The sequence below is a fragment of the Bartonella saheliensis genome, assembly GCF_902162175.1.
Window position 1 is genome coordinate 37,991 of sequence record NZ_LR607200.1, and the last position, 24,874, is coordinate 62,864.

Consider the following 24,874-nt stretch of genomic DNA (forward strand, 5'->3'; position numbering starts at 1 on the left):
AAGCACAAAACTTAAAAACAATTACTACCTTCACCTTAATCCTTATGCTGATTTATTTTCAACTACACACAATAAAGAGTAAAATTAGAACTAAATACTCTCGAAGATAGCTGATTGCACATCGACTGTTTTTATATTTTCAGTCCTCCTTCAAAATATAATTTCACTCTCGATTGACTGAAGCTCTTTAATATATTCCCTTTACAGCAGCTTTAATCATTCAGTCTTATGGATTTTTATTCCTTTTTTTAAAAAGAACGCCCCCCGTACACCCATCACCAGCATACATGACTCTAAAAATTTCATTTTTATCAAAATAATTGTATTAAATCTCTCAATAATTTTACAAAAACAAATTGTCTCTTTTATAAATAAACCACTTAGCACTTCTTTATGCATAAAAAGAAAGTAAATTCTTCTCGCCCTTATCATATACAAATTTACCAATAAATTCCATCATAACATCAATACCTTCAATGCAAACACAACACAGCAAAAATCTTTCCCCTTCTTGAGAAAACTCATTGCCTCAATTTTACCTTTTTTGTCTTCCGTATATTTTTTAGATTTATTATATTACCAATAAAAATAAGGGAAAGATAATACTTATCTTTCCCTTTTAGTGCTTATTAATACGTAAAAATCACAACTGCAATTCAATGAAATTACAAAACTCAATGAAACTCCAGTTGATTGTTCGAGAAAATGCTACAAATTACTCTGCTGCCTCCACCATAGGGATAACTGAAACATAGGAACGGTTACCTGCTTTCCGTTGAAAAGAAACCTTTCCTTTTGATAAAGCAAAAAGCGTATGATCTTTTCCCATGCCGACATTATCACCAGGATGCCAACGTGTACCACGCTGACGGATGATGATATTTCCAGCGATAACGGTTTCACCACCAAATTTTTTAACGCCTAGACGTTTCGATTCTGAATCGCGACCATTACGCGAGGAACCACCAGCTTTTTTATGTGCCATAGACGCTCTCCTTTAATCTTTCTTACTTTTTGATGCTACAGCCGCTTTCTTCTGCGATGAAGCCTTTTTTTCAACAGCGGCATTTTCTGTTTCTTTTGCGGCCGTTTCTTTTATAGGTTTTGCAACGGCTTTTTTAGACGTTGAACCACCCATTAAAATTTCTAAAATACGCACTGTTGTAAATTCTTGACGATGACCACGCGTGCGTTTAGAGTTTTGACGGCGGCGTTTCTTAAACGCGATAACCTTGCGCCCACGTGCCTGTTCTAAAATCTCTGCTTTCACCAACGCATCAGCAACCACAGGGGTTCCGATAACTGCATTACCTTCTTGCCCAACCATCAAGATATCATTGAATTCAACAACATCGCCCGCATTTCCAATAACTTTTTCAACTTTTACCACTTGGTTAGCAACAATGCGGTATTGCTTACCACCAGTTTTAATGACTGCGAACATTTTTTATCCTTCCGTTCACTCCAGCTCTTATTTAATTTTTACCTTGAAATAAGGGAAAATAGGCTGCTTTTTATCAGTCGTAATCAATTTTAAAGAAGGACAAAACCTTCCTCAACAAAAATATGCGCAGATTTCCCCACGCTCATATCTTGCATATATGAATGAATTTCTATTCTCTGTCAATAAAGTTCCATAAAAAATAAAAAAAGGTTGTACCAAAAACAATTGAAGGTTATCTACCATCATATATTATGCTTAACTTAAATAGTGGACATTTTTGTTGCACTTCATATGGAGAGGTGGCTGAGTGGTTGAAAGCACCGCACTCGAAATGCGGCATAGGGGTGACTCTATCGAGGGTTCAAATCCCTCTCTCTCCGCCATTAATTTAAAACGAATTTGTCTATGCTCAGTATAGCATAGCTTAAAGCTTAGCATTTACAGGATTTTTTGTTTAAAATTGACCAGCCCACACCAATTTACACCTATCATTATACATCCCTAGAAATTGGTATTAGATTCCCACGAATTTTATAATTTCTAACCCCCTTGTCTTCCGATCTTTAGATTTCCTAATCCGGTATAAAATATCTCTTTAAAATATTATTGAAGAACTTTTGCCAATCACCAATCTTTAATAGAGTTTTAGAAACAATGGTGATTATAGAGCTCTTTGCAATTCTGTTGATTAACGGACTCAATGCATTTTACCCATATCAGAGGTTTTATGTTAACAAGCATCTCAGCTTTTTTCACACAATGTGCGCATTTAGAATGAGAATATTATAAGTATTTATGCAAAATTTTTCTCTCTTCCTATAATCACAAAAAGGCGTGTAATAATTGAATATTGTTCATACAGCACTTTCTTTTATTTATAAGCTTTTTAAGTAAATAGATAGTACACCGCTTGCACAAAAACTTGTCAAACATCCAATCAAAAATAAAGGAGCGTAGAATAAAAATAGAGAATTGTCTCATATTTCTCTCTCACTCTACCGTCAGAATCTATGATCAAATTATATTTATTTTGCGCGTCTTGCTTGAATATGGGCGAGCAACCCTAATGTTGAACTATCGCGATTATCCGCTTTACTTTCTCCACGAAGAATGGGGAGTAACTCATTTGCTAATTCTTTACCAAGTTCAACACCCCATTGATCAAACGAATTAATATTCATTAAAATTCCTTCAACAAAAATACGATGTTCATAAAGCGCAATGAGGCGACCGAGTGCAAACGGCGTTAATGAATCTTGAACCAGCGTCATGCTGGGACGATTTCCTTTAAAACTTCTATGAAGTGCTAAATAATCTGCTTCACATTCATCAACACCATTTTTTATCAAGATATGCCGAGCATCTTCAACACTACGTCCTTTCATCAAGGCTTTTGATTGTGCTAAACCGTTTGCTAGCAACATCTCATACATGGAATGTAAATTTTTCTCATGCCCTTTTATAAATAAAATAAATTCTACAGGAATAACATCTGTTCCTTGATGCAGAAGTTGAAAAAAAGCATGTTGACCATTGGTTCCTGAATCACCCCAAACAACTGGACCACTTGAAAAATTTAATGGTTTGCCATCCAGCGAGACTTGCTTCCCATTTGATTCCATATCAAGTTGCTGTAAATAAGCTGGAAAATGCGCTAAACGCTGCGCATAGGGAATAACAGCACGTGATGAATAACCACAAATAACACGATGCCAGAACCCTAAAAGAGCAAATCGAATAGGAATATTTTTATGCAAAGGCATGGTTTTAAAATGTTGGTCCATTTGCAAAGCACCATTGAGAAATTGGCGAAAGTTTCGCCCCCCTATTGCAAACATAACAACAAGCCCAATGGCAGACCAAATTGAATAACGTCCCCCAACCCAATTCCAAAATTTAAAAACTCTTGAAGAATCTATGCCAAATTCTGTTACTTTATCAAGTGCACTCGAAACGGCAACAAAATGCGTGTGGATAGCTTCTTTCCCTAAATATGAACAAATCCACTGACGGGCAACTTGAGCATTGACCATTGTTTCAGCCGTTGTAAAAGTTTTAGAAGCAATGACGAAAAGCGTTGTTTCCGGATTCAAAATAGAGAGAGTATCAGAAATATGAGCACTGTCAGCGTTAGAAACAAAATGACAACGTGGACCATCATGATAAGGTTTTAAAGCATTTGTGACCATTGCAGGACCAAGATCAGAGCCTCCAATACCAATATTTACAATATCACTAATTCTTTTTCCACTGCTTCCCTTATAGCTGCCATCACGTACCTTTTCAGAAAATCTTTCCATATCTTTAAGGACGTCTTGAATATCGCCAATAAGATTATGACCATCCAGCATGAAAATTTCATCAGCAGGTAAACGTAATGCAATATGAAGAACGGAGCGTTTTTCAGTTGTATTAATGGCTTGGCCCGAAAACATTGCATCACGCCGCCCTAACACATCTGCTGCGACAGCTAAATCATCTAGAAGTTGCAATGTTTTAAATGTTACACTACATTTTGAAAAGTCAAAAAGAAGATCATCAAGTCTGAGAGAAAAATGAGAAAAACGCTGGTCATCCTCTATAAAATGCTGACGAATATCATAGACCCTATCCTTTGCAGCATGGCTTTTTAAAGCTCTTAATGCGGCTTCAAAAGCCTTTTCATTTCGAGTCGAAAAGCTATCTCCCATAAGCTTATCCTATATGATTATTGATCATGAAATCTCTGTCCAAACAATAACAAAGCAAAAAACGTCTCCTCGATTGCTTGCTCTTTACACTGTTCACACAAAAATAATGAAGGAATATAAAATCCGAGAATGATATTTTTGTAAAAATAAACTTTCAACTCTTTTCTACTCGAACCATCATTTAACTTGATTGAGTTCTTTTGTTAAGCGCAAATCTTCTTCTGCTTTTGATCTTATAAAACGCCCTAAAAAAAGATAAACAACCGGAGTAACGTAAAGCGTAAAAATAGTTGCTAAACCTAAACCACCAACGATAACCCAACCTAAAGCTATACGAGCTTCTGCACCAGCACCTTTGGCTAAAACCAAAGGAATACCCCCTAAAATGGCACAAATCATTGTCATGCAAACTGGACGAAGGCGAATATTTGCTGCTTCTTCTACAGCTTCACGCACATTTCTTCCCTGATCACGTAATTGATCTGCAAATTCAACAATCAGAATACCATTTTTTGCCATAACGCCAATTAACAAAATTAATCCAATTTGACTATAAATATTAAGACTCACACCACTTAAGAGCATAGCAATTACAGCACAACCAATCCCTAATGGAACAGTGGCCATGATAATGAATCCAGAAATAAAGCTTTCAAACTGAGCCGCTAGAACCAATAAAATAATCAAAAAGGCAATGCCAAAAACAATCATAAAATTGGAAGATGTTTCATTAAGCGTTTCGGCTTCTCCTAAGGGAACCACGTAGGTTCCTTTTGATAACAAAGGAGAAGCAATTTTCTGCACAGTTTGGTAAGCATCCCCTAAAGTGATATCTGGAGCAAGATTTGCGCTTAAAATGACAGCGCTCATGCGCTTTTCCCGTTTTAATTGGGGGGCGATAGCTTTTTCATGCAAACGCACAATAACAGATAAAGGAACATATCGATTGTCTTTGGTCTTTAAAAAAATATTTTCTAAATCACTAGGGCTCTTCATAGGATTTTTACGCGATATCAATTTAACATCGTAAGAGTGATTATCCACGTTAATGGAACCAATCTTTTTACCATCCAACATTGCTTGTAATGTATCGCCCAAACTGGTGATATCAATCCCTAAATCAGAGGCTTTTTTTCGATTTATTTCAATAAAAAATTGTGGTTGTGTAGCATCAACAGTAAGACGTGGGCGAATAAAACGCCGATCAGCTTGTAAAGCACGTACCAACTGATCAGCAATGGATTGTAATGTCGCATAATCATTGCCAAGAATTGCAAATTGTAACCCTTGCCCCGTTCCTCTCACACCTAGAGAGTTTCCCTGTGCAGCAAACACAAAAACTGCTGGAAATTGTCTAACTTTCGCATTAACATCTTTCACAATTTCTTGCTGATTACGTAAACGTTTATCCCAAGATGAAAGCAATAAAACCAAAAAAGCAGTATTGGGTGAACCGCCAATACCCGCGATAGAGTAACTATTAACTATCTCACCTGCATCACGTAATGGCTGTAAACTTTCTTCAATTTGCTCTACTTGCTCATTCAAATATTGTGTTGAAATACCTTGTGGTCCATTAATGACCAAAAAGATAAGAGCTCTATCTTCTGCTGGTGTTAATTCTTGTTGCAACTTCGTATAGCCTCCAACACAAAGCGCTGCAAAAACAAGTGAAGCAAAAACAACAGCCCAAGGCTTTTCTAAACACTTATGCAAACTGTACGTATAGGCCTTATGAAACAAAGAACCCCATTTATATAAAAAAGTAAAATGATGATGGGCTTTTTCCTCTTTCTCCTCAATATGTTCTTTGAGAAAACGTGAAGCCAACATAGGACAAAGCGTTAAGGCAACGATTGAAGAAAGCAAAATAGAAATTGCCAAAACAAAACCAAATTCTCTAAAAAGTCCTCCAACTTGTCCAGGAAGAAAAGAGATAGGAACAAACACAGCCACTAAAGTCAATGTTGTTGCGATAACAGCAAAAAAGACTTCACGGGTTCCTAACACCGCTGCAGCCCTAGAACCTATCCCCATATTGCGCCATCGCACAATATTTTCCAGAACAACAATGGCATCATCTACAACAAGCCCTGTTGCCAAAACAAGCCCTAAAAATGTGAGAATATTCAATGAAAATCCTACAAGATAAATAGCGGCAATAGTTCCAATCAAAGCGACGGGAAGAGATACAGCAGGTATCAGCGTTACACGAATGTCTCTGAGAAAAAGAAAAATAACCAAGATAACGCTCAAAATAGCTATGACCAATGCAACCTCAACCTCATGAAGGGCGCTTTTAATAAAAATTGCATCGTCACTAATAACGTCTATATGTACGGAAGAAGGAACAACACTTTTGAGATTATTAACAACAGCTCTCACGCCAGAAGAAATATTAAGCGTGTTGGATTGTGCTTTACGCACAATACCTAATCCAATCCCTGTCTTTCCGTTGATACGAAGAATAACATTTTCTATATCAGGTGATAAAGTTACATGCGCAACATCACCAAGATGTACATGAGGCTTTAAAACAACTTGTTCAAAAGATTCTGGTGTTGTTAAACGTGCAGTGGCACGAACAACTAAAGTTTGTTTAGAATTGCGCACTGATCCTACGGGCACATCCGTTGTCATATTAGCAAGAACACGTGAAATATCTGCGACAGTTAATCCATAACTTGCAAGTTTTGCTTGATCTATATCAATCTGAAAAATCTTTGTACGAGCACTTGCAACCTGAACATCACCAACACCATCAACAGCAGAAATTGCATCAACAATCTGATCATCTACAACTGTTGTTAAGTCATCAATACTCATTGTTGGTGATGTCACAACCAAATACATCATGGCAGCAGCATTCGAATCTGCTTTAATGATCAAAGGAACATCTGCATTTTTGGGTAAAGAATAAGCAATACGAGACAGAGCATCACGGATATCAGATGCTGCTACATTCAAATCAACACCAACATTAAAATTAATCTGCACAAGAGAGCGCCCAAAAGAAGACGTTGAAGAAATCGTCTTAACACCTGAAACACGAGAAACAGCATCTTCTATAACTTTTGTCACTTCACGATCAATTGTTTCCGCCGACGCTCCAGAAAATATCGTCACAATCGTTGTTACTGGCGTATCAACATCTGGTAATTCTCGCACATCAACATTCAACCATGCTGCAAATCCTGCAATGATGATCATGGCATTTATAACAAAAGTAAAAACCGGTCTTCGAATAAATAAAGCAATAAGGCCACCTGGCTCCGCCTGTGACATTGGCTGTTTTGTGCTCAACTCTTGGCTCATTGTATATCCATTCCATAAACTGCTGATAATTGCTGTTGATGGGATTTTGGATCATCAATAATTACTTTACTCCCTGGATACAGCATTTGCACCCCTTGAATAACAACTTGATCACCATTTTCCAGAGGGGCTTTCACAAAAACTTGATCTGCTTTATGCTGAATAATCGATACAGGGATAGACTCTACTTTTCCTTCTCTCACACGCCAAACGAATGACCCTTTACTATTCCATTGAATCGCGAGAGGATTAACGATGGGGAAAGATCCACCATGGAATTGTAAGGCAACAGAAAAGGACATACCAGACATGAGTGTGTCTTGTTCATTATTGATTTCAACCTGAGTATGAAGTGTACGACTTTCTGGATCAACAACATTGTCAATCGCGTAAATATGACCAATAAAAGCTTTATCTGGCTGCGCTGTTAATGTTGCTGTTACTTTATCTCCTTTATGGATACGCGATACATATCGTTCAGGAATCCATATATCGACCAAAATACGTTTTCTATTCTCAATACGACCGATTACAGTATTAAGGGTCACATTATTCCCCACATCAACAGGTAGAATACCAACAACTCCAGGAATCGGTGCGCGAATTGTTCGCCGCTCGAGGTCTACCTCAGCGTTACGCAAAACCAAATTTGCGTTATCCAACTCTAAGCGCGCTGTAATTTCTTGCACTTCCGTTGCTGTATTGCTGGCACGTAATTTAAGAATCCGTGAAAGTGTTAAAGCATTATTATCACGTTGTACTTTTGCTTTTGCGGCTGCTATTTCTTCCTTTTTAGAATCAAGTTTTGCAATCACGTCTCCCACTTGTACTTTTGTACCAGCAGACACAAAAAGCTTATCGATAACACCTGATGATAAAGGGGTTAAATCTACTTCAGCAAATGCTTTTCCACTTCCAATAACGTTAAGATGTTCATAAAAATCTTGCGTTTTTACAAAATCAACAACAACATTCGTCGGTGGTCTTCCTATTTTTCCCTTTGAAGCTTTATACGATAGACCCGTTTTATCCACTGTAGAAATAGGTTGCTCTGCACTCTGTTTTCCAAACCAATAAGCGACCATTAAAACGACAATTAATAACACCAATGGAAAGATCTTTTTTAATAACGCCATACATCTACCCTTGCTGTATCATGTTTACCTGAAATAGTTTTCAACAGTAATATCGGCGTTTTACATAACAACCAAACAGCAGGTATATATCTTACCCCCCACCGCAAAAACATATCTTATCTCTGGCTGACTACCGTTCATAGACTGAAACGTCAAGTTAACTATCGTTCATATTACTTTGTACGATCATAACGAAAAAATGATCTTATCAAAAATTCAATTGAATCCATAATATATTATAACTTTTTTAATATATCATAAAAAAAGAGATTTTTTTTATGATAACCTAAGTTTCACTTGCATTTCTTTAATGAAACGATTAGGAACCTTTTGTCTTAGACATATAGAAAATTGAAATGTGTGCACCCGTAGCTCAGCTGGATAGAGCACCAGACTACGAATCTGGGGGTCAGGAGTTCGAATCTCTTCGGGTGCGCCATCTATCCGATAAATTCAATATCTTGCTCATAATTCAAGCTTTTTGAATTTCTTTTATGTGATTTATTTTTTACTTATCTTTAGTCTTCTTATGGCTGTTCGTTCCATTCTATAGTGAGTCGTTGCTTAGCTATTTTGATAGAATGAGATGTTTGGGGACTTTAATTTAATCCAAAAGTTTTTTCATTAGCAATAATCGTAGCGATTGCATAAGTTGGTGGGTGTTGTTGCTTTCTTTTCGCAGCCTATGCGCTTGTTTTTGATTTATTCTGGATTATCCTTTTTCATCAAAGGATCTTTCTGAACGTTTCATTTCTATCCTCTCCATCTTAAGAGGAGCTTTATAGGTATATCCCCACAAATTGTGGTCTAACGCATTCTAAAATTTTTTCAACGGGTTATCCGGAATAACAAATATTAAGATATCAATATCGCTGCGTAAAAAGCTTTTAAATTAATTACCCAAAAACTTTCTTCTGATGTTCATCATGAGCTCGTGTCGAGAATGATATTGTAAGCTGGTTAAAAACTTATCGAAACTAAAAATACAGAGTTTTTTCTAAAAAAACGCTAAAACTCTTCTTGTGCTCTTTTAGCATTATCGCTTGCGCGATACATCATTGATCTCTATGCTATCTTATACCTTCTATTCTCTATGGATTTTTTTCATTAATCCATAAAGTACAGATTCCAAATGTTAATAAAAGCTCCATTTAAAGAATTTTTCCATGCCTAAAACAGATATTGAAATTGCTCGCACTGCTAAAAAGCAGCATATTACTGAAATTGCACAAAAAATTGGTATATCACATAAAAATCTCATTCCCTATGGCCATGATAAAGCTAAAATTTCTTCCTCCTACATAAAATCGCTCAATAAAAATCCAGATGGTAAACTTATCCTCGTCACGGCCATCAATCCTACACCTGCTGGAGAAGGCAAAACAACCACAACTGTTGGACTAAATGATGCTCTTAATCTCATTGGCAAAAAAACAATAGCCACTTTGAGAGAACCATCTTTAGGCCCCTGTTTTGGTATAAAAGGTGGTGCGGCAGGTGGTGGTTATGCACAAGTCGTTCCAATGGATGACCTTAATTTACATTTTACTGGTGATTTTCATGCTATTACAGCAGCGCATAATCTTCTTGCCGCAATGATTGATAATCATATCTATTGGGGAAATACTCTTAACATTGATCCACGTCGCATTGTTTGGAAGCGCATTCTTGATATGAATGACCGTGCATTGCGTGATATCGTTATTTCATTGGGAGGCGTAACAAATGGTTTTCCACGTCAAACAGGTTTTGATATTACTGTTGCATCAGAAATTATGGCCCTTCTTTGTCTTTCTGAAAATCTAGAAAACCTTACACAAAGACTCAAAAAAATTATTGTTGCCTATCGTTATGATAAAACATCCGTAACAGTGGCTGATCTCAATGCAGAAGGTGCAATGGCAGTTCTTCTCAAAGATGCCATACAACCCAATCTTGTACAAACAATTGAAAATAATCCTGTTCTCGTTCATGGAGGACCTTTTGCCAATATTGCTCATGGCTGCAACTCAGTTATAGCAACAAAAACGGCGTTAAAACTTGCTGATTATGTTGTCACAGAGGCAGGATTTGGAGCCGATCTTGGAGCAGAAAAATTCTTCAACATCAAATGTCGGCAAGCAGATATTGTACCAAATGCAACAGTAATTGTTGCAACGATTCGTGCATTAAAAATGAATGGTGGTGTGGATAAAAATAACCTGACAGAAGAAAATATCACCGCTTTAGAAAAGGGATCAGCTAATCTTTTACGACATATCAAAAATATGGAGCTCTACGGTATCCCTTGTGTTGTAGCGATTAATCATTTTGACAGTGATAGCGATGCTGAAATAAAAACATTACAAAAAATAGTTGCAACAACTGGACACAAAGCTATTATTTGTAAGCATTGGGAGCAAGGTGGTAAAGGCGCAGTAGCACTTGCACAAGAACTTGTCACCTTAATTGAAAAGCAAGATTCCCATTTTAAAGTTCTCTATCAAGATGATCTTCCCCTCATTCAAAAAATTAATTGTATTATAACAAAGCTATACGGTGGGCGTGGCGCCATCATCTCAGCTCCTATTCTTAAACAACTTGAATCTTGGGAAAAAGAAGGTTTTGGTACCTACCCTATTTGTATGGCAAAAACACCTTATTCTTTTTCTGCTGATCCTAAGCAATATGGTGCTCCTGTTGATTTTGAAATTCCTGTACGAGAAGTTCGTCTTTGTGCGGGAGCCGGCTTTATTGTTGTCATTTGTGGAGATGTTATGACCATGCCCGGCTTACCGCATTATCCTGCCGCTGAAAAAATTTATCTTGACGAAAATGATCAAATACAAGGACTTTCATAAGTTTATAACCGTAAACTCTATCATTTATTACAAAAAGAATAGAATTTTAAAAAGCTATATAGACAAATGTCTTATTTGTATGATATAAGCCTCTGTCCCTTTAGATATGCCTTTAAAGGGACGTAGGTTTTCCTATCATTTATGACTCTGAAAAAGCAGGATAAATAGTGCAAGTACTCGTTCGTGATAATAATGTTGACCAAGCGCTCCGCGCGTTGAAAAAAAAGATGCAGCGTGAAGGTATCTTCCGTGAAATGAAAATGCGTAGTTATTATGAAAAGCCATCTGAGAGGCGTGCTCGTGAAAAGGCTGAGGCTATTCGTCGTACACGTAAGCTTGCTCGTAAGCGTGCGCAAAGAGAAGGTTTTGTTAGTAACGGACGAACTGGTATAATGAAGTAATGTGCTTTTGATGCATTATAGAATTGCATAAGAAATAAAAAATAAGATACTCAGAGATTTTATCTTTATAGGTAATTGCAATAGGTTGCTGAAGCGTGGTGTTTTGTATGCGATGTTGTCTAAGACTTTAGTTATATAAACGAGCGTGTTAATTATCTACAAAGTGATGAATTTTTTCTTATAGAGATGCCGTTTACTTCATTCTTATGATTTTAAATAATAGATAACAAATGGCACTTTATAGATTTATTAAGTGACTTGTTCTTATGTAAAAACTACGGGTTGAGTGTAAGATGTTTTATTATCACTTTTCACTATAGTTTTTCTCCTTCTTTTTGTCTCTCAAATAACTGTTTCTTATATGCACATCTGATGATGATTTTCTTTTTTCGTCCTTAAATATTCTACATCTTTTGAAGATGTTAGACCTGTTTGCAAAATACATAATTCTTTTTCTCTTTACTCATGGTAATTAAACCCATAAGCATATTGAATAATGCATCTTATTTTTCAAACCTTTTTATATTGAGTTGAAATAAACGAAAACTGAAAATAAACAGAGAAAACACTCTTATTTTAATATGAGTGTAAGTGTCTTATATATCCATCTTTGATGAAAATGTTTTTACAATTTAAATAACAAATTAAAATTTATAACTTATTGATTTATCATCATAAGTAATCTTCTTTCATATCAGATAATAACGTCGCATAAAGCAAATTCTCTCAACATCCTCTCATATTGAATCAATCTTTTTTCTTGTACATCAACCGCAAGGGGCGTCTGCAAATAAAATAAAAATGCATTTTATAAACGTTTTAAATAATAGGAACTGTATAACATTGAGACCTGTGACATAGAATGATGGTGTACCTGCTTTATGAACGTACGGATAAACAATATCATTGCATAAGATCTCATATATCACCTACTCTATAATGTTGCTCATATTTTTAAACTTAAATGCTTTATTCAGCGTATTCTTTTGTCCATCCAAAATATCCCTTAAAGCCAAACCATAATCCTTTTACTGAACAGTTTTCGTATTCATAACATGCATAATTATACTTTTATTTAGAGAAACACTGTTGAAAAAAAGAGACAACATTTTAGCTCTGATTTCCTATAAAAAAACTGTTCCAGTCACGATATATTTTGCTATTTTAATATTTTTCTCACACATACAACTCGCTAAAAATCCGATATTTATTTCTAATTATCTCCTCAACACCACCCTAAGCACTCAGAAATTCAAACTTTTATTTGCCTTATTTGCCTCTTCTCGTAACAATTCTTTCATTGTTTAGATCTCGTTAACGGGCGATATGGCATAATTTTTATCAGTTTCCAACCTTATCTTCCAGATTTTAACTTACCCATATATAACGGAATAAAGGAGTTCAGTGTGAAAAATTCTCGTTGGTTTCGCGTTTTAATGCTTGCATGTATCTTAATAGCAAAAATCATTGTATTGGGTTCACCCCGTTTGTTGCACGCACAAACATTTAATCAGAATTTAGGACCTAGTGGTTTACCGCTTCCACGATTTGCTTCAATTAAACCTACTCGTGTTAATGTCCGTGTTGGACCTGGAAGCAACTATTCTATTATTTTTACCTACAAAAAGAAGGGACTACCTATTGAAATCATCCAAGAATATGATCAATGGCGCAAAATTCGTGATGCAGAAGGCGATGAAGGGTGGGTATATCAATCGCTTTTATCAGGAAAACGAACGGCTATAACTATCCCATGGCAAAAAGATAAAACAAAAAGACTGATTCTACGAAAAAACCCCACCGATAACGCACAGCTTGTTGCAGAGGTAGAGCCTAATGTTATTGGCAATATTCACCAATGCGATGGACAATGGTGTGAAATCACTCTTAATAATATTCACGGATGGCTCCATCAACCTCAATTATGGGGAATCTATCCTGATGAAAAAATAAAAGGCTGGTGAATGCTCAAACGTATCAAATTTAATTTTTATTCCTTATTGAATATTCCTACTCCCTATCACAAGATTGATTTTTTGGTTTTAATCGCACGATTAAATCAACATTTGAAATTTTCATACCTTCTGGTGGTGTAGGCAAATTTCCAATAATGGGAAATTCTTCTAAATTGCAAGGAATATCAAGAATATGATTTTCACCTTCTATATAAAAATGATAGTGATCAGAGGTATTTGTATCAAACCAAGTCTTCGAGCCCTCTACGGCAATAATCCGTAACAATCCTGCTTCCGTAAATTGATGAAGCGTATTGTAAACCGTTGCTAAGGATACAGGCACACCTGCTCTCACCGCTTCCTCATAGAGCTCTTCAGCAGTAATATGACGATTTCCTTCTGAAAAAATCATATGCGCAAGTTCCAAGCGCTGACGTGTTGGACGCAAACCATTTTCACGCAAACGTTTTTCTAACATAGAAATGGAATAATACTGCTCACCTTCTCCACGTTCTTTTGTGGACTGCTGCTCTTCATTCATATCTAAATTGTCTGCATTTCCTGACATATTACAAACCAAAATATCTTCCTGCTTTAAGTAAGATAAAAATATAAAAAAATGGGAACAGTATGGTGCAATCTTGTATTCCATTTTTAAATAATTATCTATGTAGAATACATAAAAAAGGGCTTTTGTCATTAAAAATGATATAAAATTGTTTCCCTCTCTTTAAAATTTGCTCTAAAAGTAGATTGGGGAAAAGCGCAGAAATAAAGATATATGCAAATAAATGGAGTAACCATGGCTGAACAAAAGTCTCGCTACACTTATGAAGAGCTTCTAAGCTGCGCTCGCGGCGAAATGTTTGGTAAGGGTAATGCGCAATTGCCGGCACCGCCAATGTTGATGATTGATCGAATCACTCAAATAAGTGAAACTGGTGGTAAATACGATAAAGGAATGGTTCGTGCTGAATTTGACATTACACCAGACCACTGGTTCTTTAATTGTCACTTTATAGGTGATCCCGTTATGCCAGGATGTCTTGGATTGGATGGTATGTGGCAATTAACAGGTTTTTTTCTTGGTTGGTTGGGAGAACCAGGGAAAGGGAGAGCAATATCAACAGGTGAAGTAAAATTATCAGGTATGGTAACACCACAAACCAAACTTCTTGAATATGAAATAGATTTTAAGCGTATTCGACGGGGAAATTTAGTCTTAGGAATAGCTGATGGATGGCTCAAAGCAGATGGAGAAACTATTTATAAGGCAAATGATTTACGCGTTGCTTTATTCAAAGAAGATTGAGTTTATTTTCATCAGGAAGATTTTTTACTATTCTGTATAGAATAAGGAGGTATGAATGCGTCGAGTCGTTGTGACTGGTATGGGAATTGTTTCCGCGATTGGAAATGACCCCCAAGCTGTTTTAACCAGTTTACGTGAAGCAAAATCCGGAATTTCTTACGCACCTCAATATGCTGAGTTAGGCTTTCGTAGCAGAGTTTATGGTAAACCTGATATTAATATAGAAGAACTCGTAGACCGACGTGCTCTACGTTTTCATGGACGTGGGACAGCATGGAATCATATCGCCATGGATCAAGCAATTGCTGATTCAGGTTTAGAGCCCCATGAAGTATCCAATGAAAATACAGGCATTATTATGGGCTCTGGAGGTGCTTCAACGCAATCAATCGTAGAAGCAGCCGATATTACACGCCAAAAGGGTCCAAAGCGTGTTGGGCCTTTTGTAGTCCCTAAAGCAATGAGTTCTACAGCATCGGCAACACTGGCAACTTTTTTTAAAATAAAAGGGGTCAATTATTCAATCTCATCGGCTTGTGCTACCTCCAATCATTGTATTGGGAACGCTTATGAAATGATCCAATATGGTAAACAGGATCGCGTCTTTGCCGGCGGCTGTGAAGATTTGGATTGGACACTCTCTGTTTTATTTGATGCTATGGGCGCTATGTCTAGCAGATATAATGACACCCCTCACAAAGCTTCACGCGCCTATGATGTCAATCGTGATGGATTTGTTATTGCTGGAGGCGCTGGTGTTTTAGTCCTTGAAGAACTAGAATGTGCTAAAGCACGTGGGGCAAAAATCTATGGAGAAATCATTGGATATGGTGCAACATCCGATGGACATGATATGGTCGCTCCATCAGGAGAGGGAGCAGAACGATGCATGCGCATGGCCCTTGCAACAGTCCACAATAAAATTGATTATATCAACCCCCATGCGACAGCAACGCCTGTTGGGGATCCTCCTGAAATAGAAGCTATCCGCCGTATTTTTGGAGCCGGTGATCAATGTCCTCCCATTTCTGCTACCAAATCTCTAACAGGGCATTCCTTAGGAGCCGCAGGTGTTCACGAAGCAATCTATACATTGTTAATGATGAATCATAATTTTATCTGTGAAAGTGCCCATATTGAAGAACTTGATCCAGCTTTTGCTGATATGCCAATTGTTCGTGAACGGCGCGATCATCAACAACTGAATACCGTATTGTCAAATACTTTTGGCTTTGGCGGTACCAATGCAACGCTTATTTTTCAACGCTATGTATAAATGAAAGTTCTTAGTAATTGAAAAAAATACGGTCTTACGGAGAATAATATGAAAGGTTTGATGGAGGGCAAACGTGGCCTTATTATGGGAATTGCGAATGACCATTCAATTGCTTGGGGCATTGCCTGTCAACTCGCACAAGCAGGAGCTGAATTAGCATTAACTTATCAAGGAAATGCTTTCGGAAAACGTGTTCAGCCCCTAGCAGATAAGCTTGGCTGCAAATTAGTTCTAGAGTGTGATGTTGAAAAAATTGAAAATGTCGATTACGTCTTTGAACAACTTGAAAAAGAATGGAAAACAATTGATTTTATTGTCCATGCCATCGCTTTTTCAGATAAAAATCAACTAAAAGGGCGTTACGTTGATGTTACAACGCGTGAAAACTTTCAACGTACAATGGTTATTTCAGCTCATTCCTTTACTGAAATTGCTCAACGTGCGGAGAAGCTTATGCCTAATGGAGGAGCACTTTTAACCCTTACCTATGGTGCTTCACAGCAAGTTGTGCCTAATTATAATATCATGGGAGTTGCCAAAGCTGCTTTAGAGGCTATGGTCCGTTACTTAGCAGCGGATTTTGGCCCGCAAAATATCCGCGTTAATGCGATTTCAGCTGGTCCTGTTAGAACCTTAGCAGGTAATGGCATTGCAGCTGCGCGTGCAATATTTTCACATCAACGACGTAATGCCCCATTACGTCGTACTGTGAATATTCATGAAATTGGAAAATCTGCTCTTTATCTGCTCTCTGACTTATCATCAGGCGTTACAGGTGAGATTCATTATGTCGATTCAGGCTATAATATCATGTCTATGCCAATACTTGAAGAGCTGAAAAAAACTGACGATCCCCAAGAAGGATAAAAACATCCGACTAAAAAATAAAATCGATTCTCTATAGAATGCTTTAGTCGTGTATTGAAGAATGTTGCTTCTACTAGACCAAATCTCATGGGGAAAGCTTTCAAATCCAATCTGTTACACATATGATGTACATACAATTCTCACCAAGGGAATACGATTGGTTTCAGAAAAAATTGTCACGAGATAGCCAACAGCTTGTTTCAAAAATTTTTAATACCTCTGATGAAACAGAAAACGGAATCCTGTTGTAGTATTACGTTTTCTCTTCAACTTTTCGAGCCAAGGATAATCTATATATTTTTCTCAATCTAATCTTTATGAATATAACGCAAAGAACGTGTATGCCCCTCTATAAGGATAAGAAAGCACAAAACCAATTGTGTTATTAGTACTGTTTTGCAAAGTATTTTATAAAAAGCTGGTTGATCTCTCCAATTCATTTTGCTGGAAAATTTTGTGTTTTATGGAGTTCTTTTCCTAACAAAGCCCATGCGCTTTCTGCTTTTTGTAAATCAAGATCCAACCCCAAATCAGAAACATATTTAAGATAAATATTAAGACGATTTATTGCTGTCTTTGCTGTTACAGTTTCCGTATGCTAGATAGGAGAAAATATGTCGCGTATCTCCGTTTGATTTATTTCTGAAACGAAGGGAGACAACTTACTTCAGGGAAAAATATAAAGGCATAAAAATAGGAACCATCTTCTGGTTTTGCTATCATCCTTTAATTGAGATCTCACGCTTTTTAAAAATATCTACCGCAATATTTTTTAATTATAAAGATTATACTTTACCTCATACTATTATTTCTCTCATTCTTTAATGAAAGCATAAAATAATCTCCATTATTTAAAAAATATTTTTGAATGCCTTTGCAAATCGTAAAACTGAATAAAAAATGATGGTAAAGATGTAAATTGGACTTTTTAAAACTTTCATATTCTTCCTAAATTAGGCTGTCTTCTTGTTTCAGAAATTACACAAACAGAGATACGTAATACCCTCCCCCTTCTAGCATACAAAAGCTATTACACGCAGCAAATAATATTGGAAACTTGATAATAGCAATGATATTTCTAGCTTGTATAAATTAAGAAACTGCTCTCTAATGAATCTTCTATTATTCTGTTTGCAAATATCATTATGAGAAGCATTTAAGAAAAAATTAAAATATCTCTTTCATTACATGAAGAAAACATATGTAAGTGGAGATAATAAATTATTTTCAAAGAGTGACTTAACAAGAGCCAAAACTTTTATATTTCAACTCTACTTTATAAAAAATTGAATGATATGAATCTGTAATTTTTTTGAGATGTAATAGTCTTTATACAATAATCAACACAATCTATTTTATAGTGCTATCACAGGATGTTGCTATTTTTTTATGATTGGAATTATTTAAAAATACAGAATAGTATTATATTTCGTCCTTGAGAGTGCGACTTAGTAATGTATTAGCCGCTTCAGTTATGTCTTTACCACAATAGAGAATTTGATAAATTTGTTCTACAATAGGCATTTCCACCCCAATGCGTTGCGCTAACATATGTACTTCCTTGGTATTTAAGTACCCTTCCACAACCTGACCAATTTGTTTTTCCGCTTCTTTTATACCTATTCCTTTACCAAGTAGTATTCCAAAACGGCGATTACGCGACTGATTATCAGTACATGTCAAAACCAGATCACCTAGGCCTGTCATTCCCATAAATGTGGAAAGCTCAGCACCCATAGCACCCCCTAAACGGCTGATTTCAGCGAGTCCTCGTGTGATGAGAGCTATTCGTGCATTTGCCCCAAATCCCATGCCATCTGATATTCCTGCACCAATAGCAATAACATTTTTGACAGCTCCCCCTAATTGAACACCAATCATATCTGAGCTTTTATAAACTCTAAAATTTTTGTCACAATGAAAAAGTTGCTGTAATTCTTTACCAAACCCAACATCAGAAGCTGCTATCGTCATTGCTGTAGGCCAACCGATAGCGAGTTCTTTAGCAAAAGTTGGTCCAGAAAAAACAGCTAAAGGGACTTTTTCACCTAAGATCTCACGAGCAACTTCTTGTAAGAGACGTCCTGTGCCATGTTCTAAACCTTTCGTTGCCCAAATAACGCGTGAATATTGATCCAAATAAGGCTGAATATTATACAACACTTGATGAAATACATGGCTTGGAACAGCAATTAGTATATTATCACTTGCTGTTATCGCAGTTTTAAGCGAAGCTTCAAGGAATAAGTTTTCAGGAAATTGAATGTCAGGTAAATATACTTGATTACAGCGTTGTTCTTGTAATCTCTTGATGTGTTGAGAATTATATCCCCAAAGTAAAACATTATGACCATTACGAGCAAGAGCAATCGCTAACGCAGTACCAAAAGAACCAGCACCAATAACTGTCATTGCAACGGTTTTCATTAAGTTTTCTGATTATTCTCTAAATTGCCGATTTCAGTTGCGCATTGTTATTAAAAATAACTTCAATGTTTTCTTTAATATAAACCCTTTAAAACTAAAATGTTACGTCTTCGTAGCTTTATTTCACATAAACATAAAAACTTATTTTTTACGCTCTCTTTCTTGTATTGAATTATATAAATGCCATTCTTTATGTATTCTACAAATAGCTATTTGTCTCAAAAATTAAAGCTTAACTCAATACTCAATGGACTTTCTTAAAAATAAAAACACATCTAAAATATAATACTCATTCCACTGGTACCTTACACTTAAGCCCACTCTTCATATCCTACGAATCTTTATGACAACCCCTGTAGAGCTGATACATGCCGCATCAGCTCTACAAGTATTTCTCACTCTATTCTACAGGAGAATGCATACTTGGAACTTGCTCCATAGGCGCTTCTGAGTCTAGCGTCTTTTCTGGCTGTTTTCTTATAGATATATCTTTGTTTGATAACTTCTCAGATACTGAAGAATTATCCATTCTTGATATATCTGGTTCAATAACACGTCCTGAGCCACCCATCATATTATAATTCAAATGGGAAATAGCCCACCATGTACCTCCAATAATAACAAAAACGCAAATAGCAGCAAACCATAAAGCGCTTAAATTCCATTTGGCATCTGGACCAGAGTTCAAGTGTAAAAAGAAAACAATTTGTACTATAATCTGAATAATTGCCATCCCAATAAGATACGCAACTTTTGTACTAATTGCCCAACTTCCTAACATTCCATACATTACAGGAATAAAAGAACCCAAGGTGAAGAATACAGCCAGAATAAAACCAACTAAATAAGAACCAGTACTGGGACCATGTGTTTCATTTTGCATGCTCATCATAACGCTCCTAATAGATAAACCATGGTGAAAACACCAACCCATACAATATCAAGTAAATGCCAAAAAATGGAAAGGCATGCTAAACGTGTTTTATTATTCTGATCCAAGCCATTACGACGAAGATGAAAAAACATCACAACCATCCACAAAAGACCAACACTTACGTGAAGTCCATGAGTGCCAACCAAAGCAAAGAATGCTGACCAATAAGCCGAGAGAATTTCGCGTCCAAAAAGCTGTAGACCTGTTGAAGGATCAATACCCGCATAAGCATTTGGATCGTAATAAAATACCTCACTCAAAAGTTCATGGAATTCGTAAAGTTCCATGCCAATGAAACAACATCCCAATACAAAGGTTATAGCCATCCATAAACGCACACCACTGATGTTGTTTTTATGTGCTTGTACCATTGCAAAGCCATAAGTGACAGATGAAAACAATAAAAAAGCAGTCTCAACCAAAACAAACTTTAAATCAATAAACTCATTGCCCGCTTTACCGCCCCCATAAGAAGCAGAAAAGACAGCAAAACTTGAAAAAAGCGTTGAAAATAGAATTAAGTCTGAAAGAATATAAACCCAAAAACCAAACGTCATGACTGAGCTACTATCGTGGTGAAGTTTATCCACAGTACTCACATTATTCATTGTTACTGCACTCATACTGTCACTCCTTGTTCTTTAAGAACAGCTGTAAAGGCATCTTCAGTTTTTTGTACTTCTTCAGCTGGAATATAATAACCATGGTGATCACCTGTTAATGAATGACACACAAGCGTTGCAATAAAACCAACCAGTCCGATCGCAACAAGCCACCAAATATGCCAAACAAGCGCAAAACCAACAACTAATGAGAAGAATCCAGCAATAATTCCAGCTGATGTATTCGATGGCATATGAATTTTTGTAAATCCACTTGTTGGGCGTTGATAACCACTTTTCTTCATATTCCAATAAGCATCATCAGACTGTATCTTCGGAAGAAGAGCAAAATTATAGGAAGGAGGCGGTGAAGAGGTAAACCATTCAAGTGTACGTGCATCACCCCAAGAATCATTTAACGTTACCGGTAAGTGACCTTTATGCTTAATACCGTACCAAATTGCCAAAACAACCTGTAACACAAAACAAAGGATACCAAGTAAAATAATAAAAGCACCTAGAGCAGCAATAATAAACATCGGCTGCCAACTAGGTTCCATGTAATGCTGAAGACGACGCGTCGCTCCCATTAGCCCGAGGGCATAAACAGGGAAAAAGGCAAGATAAAAACCAATAAACCAACACCAGAAAGATGCAATCCCTAGCATGCGATTTGGTTTATAACCAAAAACTTTTGGAAACCAAAAAGCAAGTCCAGCTAAATAAGCAAAAACCACACCTCCAATAATTGTATGGTGGAAATGTGCTACTAAAAAGAGTGAGTTATGAAACTGCCAATCAGCAGGGACAATCGATAATAAAACACCGGTTAATCCACCACCAACGAAGGTAAAGATCATGCCCATGCACCAAAGCATTGGAGGTTCAAAGCGTATCCTTCCTTTATACATCGTGAGCAACCAATTGAAAACTTTTACACCTGTTGGAACAGCAATAATCATTGTTGCGATACCAAAGAAAGTATTTACAGCTTCACCGCCACCCATTGTGAAGAAATGATGTCCCCAAACAAGAAGCGAAAGAATCAAAATAACCACCATGGCCCATATCATGGAAGTGTAACCAAAGAGGCGTTTTGAAGAAAAAGTTGATACAACCTCAGAAACAATTCCAAAAGCAGGAACAACCAAAACATAAACCTCAGGATGACCAAAAACCCAGACATAGTTAATCCATACCATCGGATTTCCACCACCAACATTGGAAAAGAAATTCATACCCAAATAACGATCACAGGCCAAAAGTGCAAAGGCTACAGTTAAGACAGGATAAATAACTAAAATAAGGACATTACTGACAAAAGCACTCCAACAAAAGACAGGCATTCTCATCATTGTCATTCCAGGAGCACGCATTTTAATCAGTGTCGCAACAAAATTGACAGCCCCCATTGTTGTCGCGATACCAGACAGTTGAAGTGACCATAAATAATAGTCTACCCCTGTATCTGGACTCGTTTGCAATTCTGTAAAAGGTGGATACATGAGCCAACCACCACGACCAAAATTACCAACACCTAGCGATATATTAATCAAGATCGCCCCAGCTGCTGTAATCCAAAAACCTAGATTATTTGCAAAGGGAAAAGCAACATCACGCGCACCAATTTGCAGCGGTATAAGATAATTGAAAAGACCAAATAAAATGGGCGTAGCCATGAAAAAAATCATGATCGTGCCATGCGCCGAAAAAATTTGATCAAAATGCTCAGGGGGCAAATAACCCGCTGTTTCACTCCCAAGAGCTAAAGCTTGATGCGTTCGCATCATAAGTGCGTCCGCAAAACCGCGAACAAGCATAATAATTCCAAGAACTATATACATAATACCAATGCGTTTATGATCAACAGTTGTGATCCAATTTCGCCATAAAATCCCCCACCACCCAAGCGCTGTTAAAGCAACAACAGCAACTAAACCAATCACAACAATCGCGATACATGTATACAAAACGATTGGTTCATGTGCAAGTGCATGAAAAGCACCTGCCGTAGGATCTGTAAGTCTTCCAAACATTTCTCAACCCATTTCAAATGAAATTCAAGTTTTAAAGAAACCTTATATTAAAAGGGCTCTTTCTCTACTGACCCTTTAAATAACATCAGGATCAAATACTGAACACAATGCACCCCATAGTGTCTGAGCAGCTGCACGTTTCATTAAATCTTCATTACATACCGTATTTTCATCGACACACCGATTAACAATACGATAGTAAAGCCGCCGCTCAACAGGTGCAAAATAACGAACTTCAGCATCTTTTTCCTTCGCAGCAATATCACCCATACGAGGCGCAATAGAAAGTTGACGATAAGATTTACGATCAAGTACTTGACCATTAGCCCGAGCTTTTACAATCCAATCTTCAAAATCCTGCGAAGACACAGAATGCCACTTAAACCGCATCCCTGAAAAACCATCACCACTATAATTTGCTGAGGTTCCCTTGAATACGCCTTGTTCTTCAGCGATCAAATGCAACTTAGCATTCATCTGCGGCATCGCGTAAAGAACTGTACCCAATTTAGGAACCCAAAAGGCATTGACAGAATTTTCTGACGTCAATTGCAATAAAACTTGACGTCCTTTAGGCGCGTAAATTTCATTGACCGATGCAACACCATATTGAGGGTAAATAAAAACCCATTTCCAATCAAGAGCTATAGCATCAATCTGCAATGACTCTCCTTCACCCACAACCTCTACTGGAAGAGGCTTTGCAGGCTCAAGCCTATAAGTATAATAAGCCGTTAATGAACCTAAAACCATCACGATTACAATTGGAATACCCCACATTACAGCTTCAATTTTATTTGAATGCGCCCAATCGGGAGAATAGTTTGCTTTCGTATTCGATGCACGATATTTTATCGCTAAAAATACCACACTCACCATGACTGGAATGACAACGCAAAGCATAACAAGCACACAAATAACAATCAAAATGAGCTGTTGTTGTGCTACATAACCTGATGGCTGAAGGACATCCATTTTACAACCAGACAAAAGCAGTGCTCCCCCTAAAACCACAAGCATTCCTAATTGTCGAACAAAGCTTTTCATCTTCTTTTACCCCCGTCATATGCACTAAAAATTGCCATAAATATAATACCTCATATTGTACAGATTTGAAAATAATTATCAAGTGAATTCAATGCCTATATTACTCTTATTCAACACTTAATTCTTTACCTTTACAACTTATTAATTGTTTTGCAATATACTCAAGTGCAAAGCGATATCCATCACTTCCAAAACCACTTATAATAGCGTCTACACCTGAAGATGTATAAGAATGATGACGAAAAGATTCGCGTTGATAAATATGGGATAAATGAACTTCTACTTTTGGCCCTGAAAACATTTTTAGAGCATCAAGAAGGGCAACAGATGTATGACTATAAGCCGCTGGGTTGATGATCAATCCAGAGCTTAGTCCTATTGCTTCTTGTATCCATTCTACTAGCTGACCCTCATAGTTACTTTGATAAAATTTTATGACAACATCAGCTCTTTTTGCCCATTCTCTGCAATTTTTTTCAATATCTTCTAGAGTTTCAGTTCCATAAATTTCCGGCTCACGTTGACCCAGAAAATTTAAATTAGGACCATTTAAAATCGTTATCACCACAGACATGGCATCCCTTTTCTTCTC

Annotated in this window: 18 protein-coding genes, 2 tRNA genes and 1 pseudogene; 9 read left to right on the forward strand and 12 right to left on the reverse strand. The window is 36.8% G+C overall.

Features of this window, described 5'->3' with window-relative positions:
* Positions 1 to 715: 715 nt before the first annotated feature.
* Together rpmA and rplU are read right to left on the reverse strand one after the other, a co-directional pair.
* Positions 716 to 985, reverse strand: a complete 270-nt coding sequence (gene rpmA / locus FS875_RS03445; RefSeq protein WP_139412700.1) for a 50S ribosomal protein L27 — start codon at positions 983 to 985, stop codon at positions 716 to 718.
* A gap of 12 nt (positions 986 to 997) precedes the next feature.
* Positions 998 to 1,444 carry a 50S ribosomal protein L21 gene (rplU, locus tag FS875_RS03450; RefSeq protein WP_144753079.1) on the reverse strand — a complete coding sequence of 149 codons (447 nt, stop codon included), beginning with the start codon at positions 1,442 to 1,444 and terminating at the stop codon, positions 998 to 1,000.
* 293 nt (positions 1,445 to 1,737) lie between these two features.
* Between rplU and FS875_RS03455 the strand changes: the two genes are divergently transcribed.
* A tRNA-Ser gene (locus FS875_RS03455) sits at positions 1,738 to 1,827 on the forward strand.
* Between the two features lie 642 nt (positions 1,828 to 2,469).
* On the opposite strand, the gene pgi is transcribed toward FS875_RS03455, so the two are convergent.
* From pgi to FS875_RS03470, 3 genes are all read right to left on the reverse strand, one after another.
* Positions 2,470 to 4,134, reverse strand: coding sequence for a glucose-6-phosphate isomerase (gene pgi / locus FS875_RS03460; protein WP_144753082.1), 1,665 nt, complete (start codon positions 4,132 to 4,134; stop codon positions 2,470 to 2,472).
* A gap of 177 nt (positions 4,135 to 4,311) precedes the next feature.
* Positions 4,312 to 7,449: an efflux RND transporter permease subunit gene (locus tag FS875_RS03465; protein WP_144753085.1), complete on the reverse strand. Its 3,138-nt coding sequence runs from the start codon at positions 7,447 to 7,449 to the stop codon at positions 4,312 to 4,314.
* Positions 7,446 to 8,585, reverse strand: coding sequence for an efflux RND transporter periplasmic adaptor subunit (locus FS875_RS03470; RefSeq protein ID WP_144753088.1), 1,140 nt, complete (start codon positions 8,583 to 8,585; stop codon positions 7,446 to 7,448). Before FS875_RS03470 ends, FS875_RS03465 begins: the two co-directional genes overlap by 4 nt.
* 362 nt (positions 8,586 to 8,947) lie before the next feature.
* Between FS875_RS03470 and FS875_RS03475 the strand changes: the two genes are divergently transcribed.
* The 4 genes from FS875_RS03475 (at position 8,948) to FS875_RS03490 (ending at position 13,790) form a co-directional block, all read left to right on the forward strand.
* Positions 8,948 to 9,024: transfer RNA gene (locus FS875_RS03475), tRNA-Arg, on the forward strand.
* Positions 9,025 to 9,751: 727 nt separating this feature from the next.
* Positions 9,752 to 11,425, forward strand: a complete 1,674-nt coding sequence (locus FS875_RS03480; RefSeq protein ID WP_144753091.1) for a formate--tetrahydrofolate ligase — start codon at positions 9,752 to 9,754, stop codon at positions 11,423 to 11,425.
* Positions 11,426 to 11,592: 167 nt separating this feature from the next.
* On the forward strand, positions 11,593 to 11,826 hold the full coding sequence (rpsU, locus tag FS875_RS03485; RefSeq protein ID WP_144753094.1) for a 30S ribosomal protein S21: 234 nt from the start codon (positions 11,593 to 11,595) through the stop codon (positions 11,824 to 11,826).
* A gap of 1,406 nt (positions 11,827 to 13,232) precedes the next feature.
* Positions 13,233 to 13,790, forward strand: coding sequence for an SH3 domain-containing protein (locus tag FS875_RS03490; protein WP_144753097.1), 558 nt, complete (start codon positions 13,233 to 13,235; stop codon positions 13,788 to 13,790).
* Positions 13,791 to 13,836: 46 nt separating this feature from the next.
* On the opposite strand, the gene irrA is transcribed toward FS875_RS03490, so the two are convergent.
* On the reverse strand, positions 13,837 to 14,349 hold the full coding sequence (irrA, locus tag FS875_RS03495) for an iron response transcriptional regulator IrrA (protein ID WP_144753206.1): 513 nt from the start codon (positions 14,347 to 14,349) through the stop codon (positions 13,837 to 13,839).
* A 234-nt stretch (positions 14,350 to 14,583) separates the two neighbouring features.
* Between irrA and fabA the strand changes: the two genes are divergently transcribed.
* From fabA to FS875_RS10965, 4 genes and pseudogenes are all read left to right on the forward strand, one after another.
* Positions 14,584 to 15,093: a 3-hydroxyacyl-[acyl-carrier-protein] dehydratase FabA gene (gene fabA / locus FS875_RS03500; RefSeq protein ID WP_120121634.1), complete on the forward strand. Its 510-nt coding sequence runs from the start codon at positions 14,584 to 14,586 to the stop codon at positions 15,091 to 15,093.
* Between the two features lie 55 nt (positions 15,094 to 15,148).
* A complete protein-coding gene (fabB, locus tag FS875_RS03505; protein WP_144753100.1) occupies positions 15,149 to 16,369 on the forward strand; it encodes a beta-ketoacyl-ACP synthase I in 1,221 nt (406 codons plus the stop codon).
* Between the two features lie 48 nt (positions 16,370 to 16,417).
* Positions 16,418 to 17,236 (forward strand): enoyl-ACP reductase FabI, encoded by an 819-nt coding sequence (gene fabI, locus FS875_RS03510; RefSeq protein WP_144753103.1) that lies wholly within the window; start codon positions 16,418 to 16,420, stop codon positions 17,234 to 17,236.
* Between the two features lie 836 nt (positions 17,237 to 18,072).
* Positions 18,073 to 18,280 (forward strand): annotated as a pseudogene (locus FS875_RS10965) (integrase); the annotation flags it as partial.
* Between the two features lie 378 nt (positions 18,281 to 18,658).
* Here the strand turns inward: FS875_RS10965 and gpsA are convergent.
* The 6 genes from gpsA to aroQ form a co-directional block, all read right to left on the reverse strand.
* Positions 18,659 to 19,663 carry an NAD(P)H-dependent glycerol-3-phosphate dehydrogenase gene (gpsA, locus tag FS875_RS03520; RefSeq protein WP_144753106.1) on the reverse strand — a complete coding sequence of 335 codons (1,005 nt, stop codon included), beginning with the start codon at positions 19,661 to 19,663 and terminating at the stop codon, positions 18,659 to 18,661.
* A 400-nt stretch (positions 19,664 to 20,063) separates the two neighbouring features.
* Positions 20,064 to 20,555, reverse strand: coding sequence for a cytochrome o ubiquinol oxidase subunit IV (gene cyoD / locus FS875_RS03525; protein ID WP_246067847.1), 492 nt, complete (start codon positions 20,553 to 20,555; stop codon positions 20,064 to 20,066).
* A complete protein-coding gene (locus FS875_RS03530; RefSeq protein WP_144753109.1) occupies positions 20,552 to 21,220 on the reverse strand; it encodes a cytochrome (ubi)quinol oxidase subunit III in 669 nt (222 codons plus the stop codon). The genes cyoD and FS875_RS03530 overlap by 4 nt, the downstream gene beginning before the upstream one ends.
* Entirely contained in the window at positions 21,217 to 23,235 is a 2,019-nt protein-coding gene (gene cyoB, locus FS875_RS03535; protein ID WP_144753111.1) for a cytochrome o ubiquinol oxidase subunit I, read from the reverse strand. The genes FS875_RS03530 and cyoB overlap by 4 nt, the downstream gene beginning before the upstream one ends.
* A 75-nt stretch (positions 23,236 to 23,310) precedes the next feature.
* Positions 23,311 to 24,282 carry a ubiquinol oxidase subunit II gene (gene cyoA, locus FS875_RS03540; RefSeq protein ID WP_144753114.1) on the reverse strand — a complete coding sequence of 324 codons (972 nt, stop codon included), beginning with the start codon at positions 24,280 to 24,282 and terminating at the stop codon, positions 23,311 to 23,313.
* A 106-nt stretch (positions 24,283 to 24,388) separates the two neighbouring features.
* Positions 24,389 to 24,856, reverse strand: coding sequence for a type II 3-dehydroquinate dehydratase (gene aroQ, locus FS875_RS03545; protein ID WP_144753117.1), 468 nt, complete (start codon positions 24,854 to 24,856; stop codon positions 24,389 to 24,391).
* Positions 24,857 to 24,874 lie beyond the last annotated feature (18 nt).

Bases quoted from the DNA above. Each gene is read 5' to 3' on its own strand.
- aroQ (WP_144753117.1), bottom strand. From the start codon at position 24,856: ATGTCTGTGGTGATAACGATTTTAAATGGTCCTAATTTAAATTTTCTG.
- fabA (WP_120121634.1), top strand. From the start codon at position 14,584: ATGGCTGAACAAAAGTCTCGCTACACTTATGAAGAGCTTCTAAGCTGC.
- gpsA (WP_144753106.1), bottom strand. From the start codon at position 19,663: ATGAAAACCGTTGCAATGACAGTTATTGGTGCTGGTTCTTTTGGTACT.
- rplU (WP_144753079.1), bottom strand. From the start codon at position 1,444: ATGTTCGCAGTCATTAAAACTGGTGGTAAGCAATACCGCATTGTTGCT.
- cyoA (WP_144753114.1), bottom strand. From the start codon at position 24,282: ATGAAAAGCTTTGTTCGACAATTAGGAATGCTTGTGGTTTTAGGGGGA.
- fabI (WP_144753103.1), top strand. From the start codon at position 16,418: ATGAAAGGTTTGATGGAGGGCAAACGTGGCCTTATTATGGGAATTGCG.
- fabB (WP_144753100.1), top strand. From the start codon at position 15,149: ATGCGTCGAGTCGTTGTGACTGGTATGGGAATTGTTTCCGCGATTGGA.
- FS875_RS03470 (WP_144753088.1), bottom strand. From the start codon at position 8,585: ATGGCGTTATTAAAAAAGATCTTTCCATTGGTGTTATTAATTGTCGTT.
- FS875_RS03465 (WP_144753085.1), bottom strand. From the start codon at position 7,449: ATGAGCCAAGAGTTGAGCACAAAACAGCCAATGTCACAGGCGGAGCCA.
- cyoD (WP_246067847.1), bottom strand. From the start codon at position 20,555: ATGATGAGCATGCAAAATGAAACACATGGTCCCAGTACTGGTTCTTAT.
- cyoB (WP_144753111.1), bottom strand. From the start codon at position 23,235: ATGTTTGGAAGACTTACAGATCCTACGGCAGGTGCTTTTCATGCACTT.
- irrA (WP_144753206.1), bottom strand. From the start codon at position 14,349: ATGTCAGGAAATGCAGACAATTTAGATATGAATGAAGAGCAGCAGTCC.
- rpmA (WP_139412700.1), bottom strand. From the start codon at position 985: ATGGCACATAAAAAAGCTGGTGGTTCCTCGCGTAATGGTCGCGATTCA.
- pgi (WP_144753082.1), bottom strand. From the start codon at position 4,134: ATGGGAGATAGCTTTTCGACTCGAAATGAAAAGGCTTTTGAAGCCGCA.
- FS875_RS03530 (WP_144753109.1), bottom strand. From the start codon at position 21,220: ATGAGTGCAGTAACAATGAATAATGTGAGTACTGTGGATAAACTTCAC.
- FS875_RS03480 (WP_144753091.1), top strand. From the start codon at position 9,752: ATGCCTAAAACAGATATTGAAATTGCTCGCACTGCTAAAAAGCAGCAT.